The sequence below is a fragment of the Streptomyces sp. P5F9 genome, assembly GCF_057961495.1.
This window is the reverse complement of sequence record NZ_JBXVPZ010000280.1, coordinates 1-12,823: the sequence shown is the minus strand read 5'-3', so window position 1 is coordinate 12,823 and position 12,823 is coordinate 1. Positions and strand designations below refer to the sequence as shown.

Annotated in this window: 14 protein-coding genes and 1 pseudogene; 4 read left to right on the top strand and 11 right to left on the bottom strand. The window is 69.2% G+C overall.

Annotation, left to right across the window (positions count from 1 at the left end; genetic code table 11):
• Window positions 1–128: pseudogene (locus AC31A1_RS33720) on the top strand (type II toxin-antitoxin system PemK/MazF family toxin); the annotation flags it as partial.
• A gap of 117 nt (window positions 129–245) precedes the next feature.
• Here the strand turns inward: AC31A1_RS33720 and AC31A1_RS33715 are convergent.
• From AC31A1_RS33715 to clpS, 7 genes are all read right to left on the bottom strand, one after another.
• On the bottom strand, window positions 246–1,196 hold the full coding sequence (locus AC31A1_RS33715; RefSeq protein ID WP_489656952.1) for a PLP-dependent cysteine synthase family protein: 951 nt from the start codon (window positions 1,194–1,196) through the stop codon (window positions 246–248).
• Window positions 1,197–1,212: 16 nt separating this feature from the next.
• Window positions 1,213–1,491 (bottom strand): MoaD/ThiS family protein, encoded by a 279-nt coding sequence (locus tag AC31A1_RS33710; RefSeq protein ID WP_033286046.1) that lies wholly within the window; start codon window positions 1,489–1,491, stop codon window positions 1,213–1,215.
• Window positions 1,492–1,595: 104 nt separating this feature from the next.
• Window positions 1,596–1,691, bottom strand: a complete 96-nt coding sequence (locus AC31A1_RS33705) for a putative leader peptide (protein ID WP_019056721.1) — start codon at window positions 1,689–1,691, stop codon at window positions 1,596–1,598.
• A 90-nt stretch (window positions 1,692–1,781) separates the two neighbouring features.
• Window positions 1,782–2,210 (bottom strand): M67 family metallopeptidase, encoded by a 429-nt coding sequence (locus tag AC31A1_RS33700; protein WP_489656951.1) that lies wholly within the window; start codon window positions 2,208–2,210, stop codon window positions 1,782–1,784.
• Between the two features lie 76 nt (window positions 2,211–2,286).
• Complete coding sequence (locus AC31A1_RS33695; protein WP_489656950.1) at window positions 2,287–3,711, bottom strand: amino acid permease; 1,425 nt, start codon at window positions 3,709–3,711, stop codon at window positions 2,287–2,289.
• Window positions 3,712–4,012: 301 nt separating this feature from the next.
• Window positions 4,013–4,618: a DUF2017 domain-containing protein gene (locus AC31A1_RS33690; RefSeq protein WP_489656949.1), complete on the bottom strand. Its 606-nt coding sequence runs from the start codon at window positions 4,616–4,618 to the stop codon at window positions 4,013–4,015.
• A 12-nt stretch (window positions 4,619–4,630) separates the two neighbouring features.
• Window positions 4,631–4,948, bottom strand: coding sequence for an ATP-dependent Clp protease adapter ClpS (clpS, locus tag AC31A1_RS33685; protein WP_019056726.1), 318 nt, complete (start codon window positions 4,946–4,948; stop codon window positions 4,631–4,633).
• 160 nt (window positions 4,949–5,108) lie between these two features.
• Here clpS and AC31A1_RS33680 point away from each other — a divergent pair, with 160 nt between their 5' ends.
• Both AC31A1_RS33680 and AC31A1_RS33675 read left to right on the top strand, forming a co-directional pair.
• Complete coding sequence (locus AC31A1_RS33680) at window positions 5,109–6,491, top strand: nicotinate phosphoribosyltransferase (RefSeq protein WP_489656948.1); 1,383 nt, start codon at window positions 5,109–5,111, stop codon at window positions 6,489–6,491.
• Window positions 6,492–6,579: 88 nt separating this feature from the next.
• Window positions 6,580–7,164 (top strand): isochorismatase family protein, encoded by a 585-nt coding sequence (locus AC31A1_RS33675; RefSeq protein WP_489656947.1) that lies wholly within the window; start codon window positions 6,580–6,582, stop codon window positions 7,162–7,164.
• A 236-nt stretch (window positions 7,165–7,400) separates the two neighbouring features.
• Here the strand turns inward: AC31A1_RS33675 and AC31A1_RS33670 are convergent, their stop codons facing one another.
• Together AC31A1_RS33670 and AC31A1_RS33665 are read right to left on the bottom strand one after the other, a co-directional pair.
• On the bottom strand, window positions 7,401–7,754 hold the full coding sequence (locus AC31A1_RS33670) for a hypothetical protein (RefSeq protein WP_393762102.1): 354 nt from the start codon (window positions 7,752–7,754) through the stop codon (window positions 7,401–7,403).
• Between the two features lie 135 nt (window positions 7,755–7,889).
• On the bottom strand, window positions 7,890–10,235 hold the full coding sequence (locus tag AC31A1_RS33665) for an immune inhibitor A domain-containing protein (RefSeq protein WP_489656946.1): 2,346 nt from the start codon (window positions 10,233–10,235) through the stop codon (window positions 7,890–7,892).
• 434 nt (window positions 10,236–10,669) lie between these two features.
• On the opposite strand from AC31A1_RS33665, the gene AC31A1_RS33660 reads away from it, so the two are divergent.
• Window positions 10,670–10,996, top strand: a complete 327-nt coding sequence (locus AC31A1_RS33660; protein WP_489656945.1) for a hypothetical protein — start codon at window positions 10,670–10,672, stop codon at window positions 10,994–10,996.
• Between the two features lie 112 nt (window positions 10,997–11,108).
• Here the strand turns inward: AC31A1_RS33660 and AC31A1_RS33655 are convergent, their stop codons facing one another.
• On the bottom strand, window positions 11,109–11,756 hold the full coding sequence (locus tag AC31A1_RS33655; protein WP_489656944.1) for an RDD family protein: 648 nt from the start codon (window positions 11,754–11,756) through the stop codon (window positions 11,109–11,111).
• A gap of 89 nt (window positions 11,757–11,845) precedes the next feature.
• Window positions 11,846–12,823, bottom strand: a 978-nt coding sequence (locus AC31A1_RS33650) for an RDD family protein (RefSeq protein WP_489656943.1), incomplete at its 5' end; no start/stop codon positions are given.

Here is a 12,823-nt window from a genome sequence, read left to right as displayed (position 1 = left end):
ATGCGCGGGGGCGGGCCAGTTATTTGGAGACCGACGAGTTGCGGAAGGTGTCGGTGTCTGAGTTTCGGCGGAGGGTTGGGGTGGTGGACCCGGTCCTTTGGGATCAGGTCCGTCACCTCACCGGCTGAAGGGTGCGTTTTCGGGTGCGGGTCCGTTGTGGCTGGTCTCGCCAACGCGGCGGAGCCGCACATCGATACAGCCCCGCGCCCCTAAAAGACAGGGCGTTCGGCCCTGGCCCCCTGGAATCAGGCCCAGAGTTGGCCCTGCAGCGTCGCGATCGCCTCTTCTGTCGTTGCCGCCGTGTAGACGCCTGTCGACAGGTACTTCCAGCCGCCGTCCGCCACCACGAAGGCGATGTCGGCGGTCTCCCCCGCTGCTACGGCCTTCTTGCCCACGCCGATTGCCGCGTGGAGGGCCGCGCCGGTGGAGACGCCGGCGAAGATGCCCTCCTGTTGGAGGAGTTCTCGGGTTCGGGTGACCGCGTCGGCTGAGCCGACCGAGAAGCGGGTGGTGAGGACGGAGGCGTCGTAGAGCTCGGGGACGAAGCCCTCGTCGAGGTTGCGGAGGCCGTAGACGAGGTCGTCGTAGCGGGGTTCCGCGGCGACGATCTTTACGTCCGGCTTGTTCTCGCGCAGGTAGCGGCCCACGCCCATGAGCGTGCCCGTGGTGCCCAGGCCTGCCACGAAGTGGGTGATCGACGGGAGGTCGGTGAGGATCTCCGGGCCCGTCGTCGCGTAGTGGGCGCCCGCGTTGTCCGGGTTGCCGTACTGGTAGAGCATCACCCAGTCCGGGTGTTCGGCGGAGAGTTCCTTGGCCACGCGGACTGCCGTGTTGGAGCCGCCCGCCGCGGGGCTGGGGATGATGTCCGCGCCCCACATGTTGAGCAGGTCACGGCGTTCCTGGGAGGTGTTCTCGGGCATCACGCAGACCATGCGGTAGCCCTTGAGCTTCGCCGCCATGGCGAGGGAGATGCCGGTGTTGCCCGAGGTCGGCTCCAGGATGGTGCAGCCGGGGGTGAGGCGGCCGTCCTTCTCCGCCTGTTCGATCATGTGCAGGGCCGGGCGGTCCTTGACCGAGCCGGTCGGATTGCGGTCCTCCAGCTTGGCCCAGATGCGGACGTCGGTGGACGGCGAGAGCCGCGGCAGGCGCACCAGAGGGGTGTTGCCCACCGCGGCCAGCGGGGAGTCGTAACGCATCAGCGGTCAGCGGGCCTTAGCGCATGCCGCCGGCGACGGCCGGCAGGATCGTGACGTTGTCGCCGTCCGACAGCTTCGTGTTGATGCCGTCGAGGAAGCGGACGTCCTCGTCGTTCAGGTACACGTTGACGAAGCGGCGCAGTTCGCCGCCGTCCACGATGCGGGCCTGGATGCCCGCGTGCCGGGTTTCGAGGTCGGCGAAGAGCGCGGCGAGGTTCTCACCGGCACCCTCGACGGCCTTCTCGCCGCCGGTGTAGGTGCGGAGGATGGTGGGGATGCGGACCTCGATGGCCATGGCAAGGGGCTCCTGTCGGAAGCGGGAGGGGTCTGGTCTCGGTGGGCGCGCGGCACGAGCATGGGCGCGCCCCGGCGCACGGCCGTACGGCGACTGCGCGCGGGTCAACAGATGGCGCTGCTGAGCCTGCACAGGTCGACGTGCAGCCGCGCCACGAGCAGCGTGCCCGGCGCCTTGTCGCTCACGTCGAGAAGAACCATGGGCTCATCGTATCGATTCCCTGTCCGGTCCTCGGTAGGGGATCTCACACTTCGGACGGATTTCATCCGGAGTACGAGATCAGGACCGGATCAGTACGACTCCACCACCTTGACGTCCTCCTCCGTGACCTCGCCCTCCAGGATCTGGTACGAGCGGAACTGGAAGGGTCCCGCCTCGTCGGAGTCGGCGGTGGAGACGAGGACGTAGTGGGCGCCGGGTTCGTTGGCGTAGGAGATGTCGGTGCGGGAGGGGTAGGCCTCGGTCGCGGTGTGGGAGTGGTAGATGATCACCGGCTCCTCGTCGCGGTCGTCCATGTCGCGGTAGAGCTTCAGCAGGTCCTGCGAGTCGAACTCGTAGAACGTGGGCGACCGGGCCGCGTTCAGCATCGGGACGAAGCGCTCGGGGCGGCCCTCGCCCACCGGGCCCGCGACGACTCCGCACGCCTCGTCGGGGTGGTCCGCGCGCGCGTGGGCGACGATCTGGTCGAAGAGGGCCTGGGTGATGGTCAGGGTCGGCATGGTCGTCAGGATAAGCAGAAGGGCCGCCCTGTACCGAGTGGTGGTACAGGACGGCCCACATGGTGAGAGCGAGTGATCAGCCGACCTTTTCGAACTGCGGGGCGCGGCGCTCGGTGATCTGCGGGTTGCGGGACCTGAGGGCGAACCAGCCGGCGGCCAGGGCGATGGTCCAGCCCGCCATCACGTAGAGACAGACCCGGGAGTCGGGGTCGTAGGCGATGAGGCCCGTGACGAAGAGCAGGAACGCGATGGCCACGTAGGAGAACTTCGCGCCGCCCGGGGCCGGGAAGGGCGAGGCCGGGAGGCGGCCCGCGTCGACCGCGCGGCGGTAGAGGACGTGGCTGATCAGGATCATCAGCCAGGTCCAGATGCCGGCGGCGGTGGCGACCGAGGTGACGTAGCCGAACGCCTTCTCCGGGACGACGTAGTTGAGGACCACGCCGATGCCCATGAAGGCGACGGAGATCGTGATGCCGGTCGCCGGGGTCTTGGAGGCGGAGAGCCTGCTGAAGGCCTTCGGAGCCTCGCCGTTGTCCGCGAGGGTGCGGAGCATGCGGCCCGTGGAGTACATGCCCGAGTTGCAGGAGGAGAGGGCCGCCGTGAGGACCACGAAGTTGACGATGCCGGCGCCCGCCGGGATGCCGATCTTCGCGAACGCCTCGACGAACGGGCTGACGCCCGGGGCGAATTCGGTCCACTTGACGACGCAGAGGATGACCGTGAGGGCGCCGACGTAGAAGAGGGCGATGCGCCACGGGAGGGTGTTGATCGCCTTGGGGAGGGTCTTCTCCGGGTTCTCGGACTCGCCCGCGGTGACGCCGACCAGCTCGACCGCCAGGTAGGCGAACATGACGCCCTGGAGGGTCATCAGGGAGGAGCCGATGCCCTTGGGGAAGAAGCCGTCGAACTGCCAGAGGTTGGCGACGGAGGCGGTGTCGCCGGCGCTGCTGAAGCCGAAGGTGAGGACGCCCAGGCCGATCACGATCATGCCGATGAGCGCGGTGACCTTGACCATCGAGAACCAGAACTCGATCTCGCCGAACAGCTTCACCGAGATCAGGTTGGCCACGAAGAGGATGACCAGGAAGGCGAGTGCGGTCACCCACTGGGAGACGGCGGGGAACCAGTAGTTGACGTAGATGGCGGCGGCGGTGAGTTCGGCCATACCGGTCACCACCCACATCAGCCAGTACGTCCAGGCCGTGAAGTAGCCGAAGAACGGGCCGAGGAACTCGCGCGAGTACTCCGCGAAGGAGCCCGACACCGGGCGGTACAGGAGCAGTTCGCCCAGTGCCCGCATGATGAAGAAGATGATCACGCCCGCGAGGGCGTACATGAAGATGAGGCTGGGACCGGCCTTGGCGATGTTCGCGCCGGCCCCCAGGAACAGTCCGACGCCGACGGCGCCGCCGATCGCGATCATCTGGACCTGACGGCTGCCGAGCCCGCGCTCGTACCCCTCCTCAGGGGTCTTGTCCGTCTCGACCTGAGCGGAGGTCATGTGTGGTGCGCCTTTCTCCGAATCCCCCCATGGACTGGAGCTGCCCGGCCGAGGTCCGTCGGCCGCATGGCGAACCCGGCGGGACATGGGTGGCGTCCGCCGGGCGGTCGTGAAGATTTATCACGGTCGCAATCTTGATCGAAGGGGGCATCTGTGGCGCACACCACAGGAAGAAGCGGACAAAAAGGAGCGACGGCCAGCATTCCTGGCCGTCGCGGTGACGTGATCGTTATTCGGATTTGAGCGTCCTCTGAGCGAACTCCGGTCGGACTCCGAGGGACCGGGACGGCGGCCGTCGCGGTCAGCGCATCAGGGTGCTGACCAGCGTCTCCTGGAGGCCGCCCAGCCAGAGATACGCCATCACCATCGGCTTGCGCGGGTCCTCGTCCGGGAGCCGGTAGAGGTCGTCGGTGTCGTCCTCGTCGGTGATGTCGAGGCGTGAACCGATCGCCAGGCGCAGGTCGTTGAGCGAGCCGAGCCACTGCCGGGACTCCTCGGCGGTGAGCTTGAGGATCGCGCCGCCGTCGCCGCCGGGGGTCAGCGAGTCGAGGGTGCGGACCACCGCGAGGGCGTTCTCGCGCTTGCCGGCCCTGAGGTCGTTCTCGGTGAAGCGGCGGAACTCGGCGGAGTGCGCCATCCGTTCCTCCGCGTCCTGCGGGGAGTCGGGGGCCTGCTCCGGGTCGGTGTACGCGTCCGGGAACAGGCGCCGGAGCACCGGGTCGGCGGGCGGTTCGCTCGGGCCCTCGGCGAAGAGTTCGGCGAGCGGGTCGTCGGAGGCGTCCTCGCCCGGGCCGGGGCCGATCAGCTCAAGGAGCTGGACGGCCAGCGACCGGATGATGGAGATCTCGACGTCGTCGAGCGCGACGGCCGCGCCGCCGCCGGGGAGCGGTTCGAAGTGTCCTGGCATCGGGATGGGTCGCTACTTCCGGTCCTGCTGGAGGGTGGCCCACAGACCGTAGCCGTGCATCGCCTGCACGTCGCGCTCCATCTCCTCGCGGCTTCCGCTGGAGACGACCGCGCGGCCCTTGTGGTGGACGTCGAGCATGAGCTTGTGGGCCTTGTCCTTGGAGTAGCCGAAGTACGTCTGGAAGACGTACGCGACGTAGCTCATGAGGTTGACCGGGTCGTTGTGCACGATCGTGACCCAGGGGACGTCCGGCTCGGGTACGGCGAACACCTCCTCCGCCGACTCGGTCCGTTCGATCTCCAGGGGTGCGGGTGACGTCACACGGCCCATGCTGCCACCACAAGGGGGTGCCCGCACAAATGGACCCCACAAATCGTCAGAGTGACGAGATGGGAGTACCATCCCTTGCCATGCGGCACACACCGGGGGACAACCCCCGGACCCCCGGCGGACCTCGGGGGACCCGGAAAATCACGACCAGGAGAGTTCAGTGGACGTAGCGGACCTTGGGCTGCCGGTGGACGTTCCCTCGACGGCGCTCTTCACCGACCACTACGAGCTGACGATGCTGCAGGCCGCCCTCAAAGCGGGGACGGCCGACCGGCGTTCGGTCTTCGAGGTCTTCACCCGCCGGCTGCCGGAGGGGCGCCGCTACGGCGTCGTCGCGGGCACCGGACGCGTCCTGGACGCGGTGGAGAACTTCCGGTTCGACGCGGGCGTCCTCGACTTCCTGCGCGAGCGGAACGTCGTCAACGAGGAGACCCTGGAGTGGCTCGCCGCCTACCGCTTCAGGGGTGACGTCTGGGGCTACCCGGAGGGCGAGGTGTACTTCCCGGGCTCGCCGATCATGCGCGTCGAGGGCTCGTTCGCCGAGTGCGTGCTCCTGGAGACGGTGATCCTCTCCATCTTCAACCACGACTCCGCGATCGCGGCCGCCGCCTCCCGCATGGCCTCCGCCGCCGGGGACCGCCCGCTGATCGAGATGGGCGCCCGCCGCACCCACGAGCTGGCCGCCGTCGCCGCCTCCCGCGCCGCCTACGTCGGCGGCTTCGCCACCACCTCCGACCTCGCGGCCGGTTTCCGCTACGGCATCCCGACCGTCGGCACCTCCGCGCACGCCTTCACCCTGCTCCACGACAACGAACGCGACGCGTTCCAGGCCCAGGTGGACTCGCTCGGCCGCAACACCACCCTGCTCGTCGACACCTACGACGTCACCGAGGCCGTCCGTACGGCGGTCGAGGTCGCCGGGCCCGAACTGGGCGCCGTCCGCATCGACTCCGGCGACCTGCTGCTCGTCGCGCACCGGGTGCGGCAGCAGCTGGACGAGCTGGGCGCCGTCAACACGAAGATCATCGTGACCTCCGACCTCGACGAGTACGCCATCGCCTCGCTGGCGGCGGCGCCGGTGGACGCGTACGGCGTCGGCACCCAGCTGGTGACCGGGTCCGGGCACCCGACCTGCTCGATGGTCTACAAGCTGGTCGCGCGTGCCGAGTCCGCCGACCCGAAGGCGCCGCTCGTGCCGGTCGCGAAGAAGTCCAGCGGCGGCAAGACGTCGATCGGCGGGCGCAAGTGGGCGGCACGGCGGCTGGACGGCGACGGGGTCGCGGAGGCCGAGGTGATCGGCACCGGGGCGGTCCCGGCCGAGCTGGCCGACCGGCAGCTGCTCGTCGAGCTGGTCAAGGGCGGCGAGGTCGTCGCGCGCGAGCCGCTGGACGTCGTACGGGACCGGCATGCGGTCGCTCGGGGCAACCTGCCGTTGTCGGCGACCCAGTTGTCGCGTGGGGAGGCCGTGATTCCTACGGAGTACGTGCATCTGCGGTCGGGTAGCCAGGACAGGTCCGCCGACCGAGACAGGACCGACAGGTAAGACGGACCCGAAAATCCCGGGTGCGCCCTCCCGTAGTACCGCCGGAGTCTCTAGGCTCGAATCTCACTCTTCGTCGAAGGACACCACCATGCGCCGCGCCTTGATCGTCGTTGACGTGCAGAACGACTTCTGCGAGGGAGGCAGTCTCGCGGTGGCCGGGGGTGCGGATGTGGCCGCCGCCGTCACCGAGCTGATCGGGCAGGCTCCCGCCGGGTACCGGCACGTCGTGGCCACCCGCGACCACCACATCGCGCCCGGCGGCCACTTCGCCGACAACCCCGACTACGCCCGTTCCTGGCCCGCGCACTGTGTCGCGGGCACGGAGGGGGTCGGGTTCCACCCGAACTTCGCGCCCGCGGTCGCCTCCGGGGCGATCGACGCCGTGTTCGACAAGGGGGCGTACGCGGCGGCGTACAGCGGGTTCGAGGGGCACGACGAGAACGGGGTGTCGCTCGGGGACTGGTTGCGGGCGCGGGAGATCGACGAGGTGGACGTCGTCGGGATCGCGACCGACCACTGCGTGAAGGCGACCGCGCTGGATGCCGTGCGGGAAGGGTTTCGTACGCAGGTGTTGCTCGATCTCACGGCCGGGGTGGCCAAGGAGTCCACGGACCGTGCGCTGGAGGAACTGCGTTCAGCGGGTGTGGAGTTGACCGGGAAGCCTGTCGTCTAGCGGTTCTTTACCCGCGGGCCGGTGGGGGCTGGTCGCGCCCACGCGGCGGAGCCGCACATCGATACAGCCCCGCGCCCCGTCCGGGGCGCGGCTGTTTCGGCGCGTAGCTACCGCACTGAGCGCCGTCGGTTGGTCTGCGGCGCCCTCGCGGCGGCACGCCCCGCAGGGGCTGCCTTCAAGGGGCGCGGGGAACTGCGCGACCAGCCCCCACCGAGCCGCAGGCAAGGCACAACCCCTCACGCAGCCGCCGGAGGCCTCCGCAGCAGCGCCCTGATCGGATGCCACAGCTCCTGCGGCAGTTCCGGGCCGGGGATCACGACAGCGTTGTCAGGCGCAGGCGCCGTGCGCCATATCAGGCCGTCGGGGTGGTGCAGGACGGCCGTGATCTCGTCCGGGGTCGGCGGCTCCGCGTTGCCGCGCAGGTAGACGGCCCGCATTCCGAGGTTGCGGAGCCGGGTCAGGGCCCGGGCGCGGTTGCGTGCGTGGACGAGAACGCGGACGCAGCCGTCGCCCTGGGCGCTGGGTCTGGGCAGGTTCAACGCCACCACCACGCTGCCGGTCGGCAGCCTGCAGAAACCTCCTGCGGACAATGCGGTCACACCCCCTGGCGGGTCGAGGTCGAGGTCGGTGTCAATAAGCCAAGCACAGGACGCACCTAAACACGGATCGGCGGCGACCCGCCAGGGGGTCACCGCCGATACGCTTCTGACCTGCGCTTTTACCGACTACTTCGCCGAAGGGCCGACCTGGAGGCTCACCGTCGAGCCGTCGTGCGACTCCTTGACGATCTTGATCCGGGTGTTGGTGTCAGTGATCTTGACACCGGCTGTCGGGTTCGACGTGTCGTAGTAGGTCGACCTGCCGTCGTCGAAGACCGGCACACCCGGCTGCGACTTGATCTTGGTGGCGACGTCCGCGCTGTGCAGCGTCATCGAGTCCGTGCGGTCCAGGCCGAAGGGCGAGTCGTAGGCCTGGATGCGGTTGCGCATCAGCGTGCCGTCGGACCACTTCAGCTGCGTCGGGTGGGAGTCGACCGGCAGGATCAGACCCTCACCGGGGTGCTCGCTGGTGTTGTCGTCCGCCTGCGAGGTGTCCCACTTCCAGATCAACAGGCCGTTCTGGTAGGCGTAATGCTCCACCCAGTCCGGACGGGTCGCCGAGAAGCCGAAGTTGTACGGGCCGACCTTCAACACCTTGTCGTACGACACGTATTGACGGTTCTCGGCGATGTAGTACTGCGGGTAGTCGTCCGCGAAGGACGCGCCGATACGGGTGAAGCCCTTGGCCGTCCACGCGGGGTCGGCCGTCTCGGCGTTGTCGGAGAAGAGGGCGGCACCGTCGGCGGTCACGGTGATCTCGTCGGCCGTGAAGCCCTTCTGCGCCACACCGCTGTCGGTCTGGTAGCGGAAGCGGACGTCGATCTTCTGGCCCGCGTAGGCGTCCAGCGGGTACGTCAGCTTCTGGTACGCCGCCGCCGTGCCGGTGAGGGCCGGGTTGCCGCTGCCGTCACGCGGGATGGCGGAGCCGTCGGCCAGGGTGCCGTCGATCGGGGTCCAGTTCGTGCCGCCGTCGGTGGACACCTCGGTGTAGAGGTAGTCGTAGTCCTGCTCGGCGTCGTACCAGCCGTCCAGCGTGAGCGCGGCGGACGACTTGCCCGTCAAGTCCACTGTGCGGGAAAGGGTGTTGCTCAGGCTGTTGCCGCTGCCGCTCCACCACTGGGTGGCGCCCTGCGCCGGGGCGACGACGTCGGTGGTGACCTCCTTCTCGGGCAACTGCACCACGAGCGCCTGGGGGTTCTTGGTGTTGTACTCCGCGACGCCCAGCGTGTGCTTCGACTTGGTGCCGGCCTTGGCGATGTCGTAGTCCAGCCAGCCCAGTTGGAGCTTGTCCCAGGCGTTCATGTCGCCGGGCAGGTCGCCGATGGCCTCCTTGCCGGTGCCGAGCCAGGAGCCGGACGACATCAGCGTCCAGAAGCCGGTGGAGTTCTCGCCGCCCGCGGTGTCGTACTCGTCGGGCAGGCCGAGGTCGTGGCCGTACTCGTGGGCGTAGACGCCGAGTCCGCCGTTCTCCGGCTGGATGGTGTAGTCGCCGACCCAGATGCCGGTGTCGCCGACCTGGGTGCCGCCGAGCTTGTTGGTGCCCGGCCCTGTGGAGCCGGCGTCGGTGCCGAAGGCGTACCAGCGGTGGGCCCAGATCGCGTCCTCGCCCTGCGCGCCGCCGCCCGCGGACTCGTCCTCACCGGCGTGCACGATCTGGAAGTGGTCGATGTAGCCGTCGGGCTCGTTGAAGTTGCCGTCGCCGTCGTAGTCGTAGCGGTCCCACTGGTCGAACTGGGCCAGCTCCGTCTTGATCTCGGCGGCCGTGTCACCCGCGGCCTCGCGCTGGGCGACCCAGGCGTTGACGCCGTCCTGCACGGCGTACCAGGCGCCGGTGGAGGCCTTGTTGGAGCCGTAACGGGCCTCGTTGTAGGGGACCTTGACCCAGTCGGTGACCTCGCCCTCGACCGAGTAGCGGCCCGAGGACTGCTTCTCGTAGTACTTCTTGAGCGACTCGGTGTTCTTGCCGGTGCCGAAGTACAGGTCCTGGAAGTGCGCCTGGTTGTAATCCGCCTGCCAGGCCGTCGAGTTGTCCTTCGCCCGGTCGGGCGCGGCTATCTGGTTGTGCAGCGGGCCGACGGTGCCGCCGTAGCGGCTGTCGACCTGGTCGCCGAACTCGACCAGGATCGTGAAGATCTTGTCGGTCTTCTCGCGGCCCAGCTCGACGTACTTGCTCTTGCCGCCGCCCTTGCTCTTGAGCTGGACGACCTGCGAGCCGTTGCGGTCCTTGACCGACGCCTTGCCGGATATGACCTGGTTCAGGGCCTCTTGGTGCTGCGCGTCCTGCGTCTTGCTCAGCGGGCCGTCGAGGTCGTGCTCCTTCTGTGCGACCGGTGCCGGGTCGTGCCGGTCGACAGTGGTGGCCTTGGCCGAGGTGTCGGCCTCCGCCACGGCGAACGTCGAGAACGTGGCGGTGGCCGCCGCGAGGGCCACGCCCACCGCGGCCGCTCTGAACGTCCAGGGTCTGCTGGTCACTTGAGGTCCTCCCCTGCGCACCCGACCGCGCGGAAGGGGGGTCCTGGAAGTCATGGAAGGTCCGCGCGCGGTGTACGCGTGATAGTCAAGTGACGTTATTTGACTAGAGGTTTACGGGAAAAGACAGACCTTGACTTGAGCAGGACAAGTGCACTATGCGAAGCGGGGGTCCGCTTTACGGACACGCACGGGCGACTCGCGCCTCCCTCAACAGGCGCGTACATCCGTCCACTTGGTGGACGGTATGACTCCGTGCGCCCCCCATGCTCCGGAGCTGTGTGTTAGGTCATGCTTACTGCACGTTCCACTCGGGCATGCAGGCGAATAGAGTCGATTGGCGGAACGCCCGGAACCGGCGGAAAGCCAGGCCGACATCCTTGTCGCACCCCCGTTTCACGGGCTCCCCTCCATCGCCTAACGAGGACTCGATTGCCATGCCTCGTCCGACCGCCGCACAGCTCGCCTACGGTTCGTTCACCGTGATCTTCTCGACCCTCGCCATGCTGCTGCTGTCACAGACGAACTCGGGTCTGGGCATCGCGGTCATCGCGTGCGCCGCACTCGCCCTCGGGCTGCTCGTCTCCCTGACGGTGCCGCAGCCCAGGACCCGCACCGCCATAGCCGCCCAGGCCGCCCCCCAGACCGCCGCTCCCGTCGTTCCGCAACAGCAGCGGGTGCCCGTGCCGGTACGGCGGGAGACCGTTTCCGCTGCCGCGTCGTCCGCGTCCGCGGAGCCGGTACGGGAGCGGAGCACTCCCTAGACCAAGCACAAGCCCAAGCTCGGTCTCAAGCTCGACTACGCGAATCGGCGGGTCCGTTGACCACGGACCCGCCGATCGCTGTGTGCGCCCCGGGTGTTGACCACCGGTCACGTCAACGCGTGCTGACCACCACGGTCTTGGCGGCCTTGTCGTGCAGACCCTGCTTGTACGGCTTGTCGAAGAAGCTCCAGCCACCGCAGATCGCCGTCCAGATGCAGGCGCAGCAGAACGCGAACGGGATCCACAGCACCGCCGCGCGGATCAGATTGGTCTGCACGGACGGCGTCGACCCGTTGTCGAGGTTCGCGACCCGCAGGCCCAGCCACTTCTTGCCGAGCGTCTGCCCCGACTTGGCCATCATCACGGTGTCGTAGCCGATGTAGAGCACGGCCGCGATGAGCGACTGCCCCAGCGACTTGGCGTACGACGCGCCGTTGGAGCCGACGTCGTACTCGTGGACGCCGAAGGCCCAGGTGACCAGCCAGACGATGACGCCGACGAGGATCAGGTCGATGATCCGGGCCAGCGTGCGGCGGCCGCTGTCGGCGAGCGGGGGCATGCCGGCGAGCGGGTCGCTGGGGTAGGAGCCGCCGCCGTAGGGGTCACCGCCACCGCCGCCGTACGGAGGAGGCTGCGGAGGCTGGTTCCCGTAGGACTGGTCGTACGGTGAGCCCGATCCCTGGCCAGGAGGGGGCTGCTTCCTGAACGGGTCGTCTTCCGGCGGCTGCTGGCCGGAGCCCGGAGGCGGTTCGGTGCTCATGGGCCGAGTCGACCGCGAACCGCCCGCCTCCGCATCCGGCGAGCGGCCGTCCGGGGTACGGAATCAGGTACCCCGGATGCCGTATACCTCTATGCCGCTACGAACGTATGTGCTGCCTTGTCGTGCCAGCACTGATGCCAGGGCCGGTCGAACAGACACCAGGCGACGCCGACGATCCCGATGCCGAGCAGCCCCGGGACGCTGTAGACGAGCCAGCGGCGCAGCGCCCCGCCGAAGCCGGGCGGCTCGTGGCTCTCGATCCCGCGGACCTCGATCCCGCAGAGCTTCTTGCCGAGGGTGCGGCCCCACTTGGCGGTGGGCAGCGCCTCGTACAGGACGCCGAAGAGGAGGAGTACGGCGAGGACGATGCCCAGGTAGGCGGACGTGGTGCCGTCCAGCAGCCAGACCGTCTCGGTACGGCCGGAGAGCTTGGCCGCGTCGATCTTCTCGTTGAGGTGGTCCACGGCCTTGGTGCCCAGCGGTACGGCGGCCGCCGCGGTGACCGCGCCGAGCACGATGGTGTCGATCAGCCGCGCGACCAGCCGCTTGCCGAGCCCGGCGGGCCGCGCCGCCGACTGCCGCCGGGCCGCCGCCTGGAACACGTCCTCGACGGGCGGCTTCCAGGGCGCCACGGGCGCTTCCTCGTCCCCGGCCAGCCGGTGCACCTGCTGCGCCCAGGACGGCTGCCCGCCACCGGGCCCGGCAGCCATGGGCGTGCCTACGGCGGCCCCCTGCGGCTGCGCCGGGCCGGGCTGCTGGGGGACGCCGGGGGCGGACTGCTGGGGCCCGGAGAGAGCCGTGGAGGCGGAGGCGGGCGCCCCGGTGCCGGTGCCCGCCTGGCCCGCCTGAGCCTGTGCGGCACGGGCGGCGGCCGCCTTTCCGGCGCCGAAGCCGGGACCGGAGGGGTCGCTGGAGGGGGCGTTCCCGGCGGGGCTGTCGGGACCGAAGCCGCCGCCGGCGGAGCCGGTTCCCACGGGACCCTGCACACCGGAACCACCGGCGTTGCCGCCGACAGCCGAGCCGGAGCCCGCGGAACCCTGTGCGCCGTAGCCACCGGTGCCCGCACC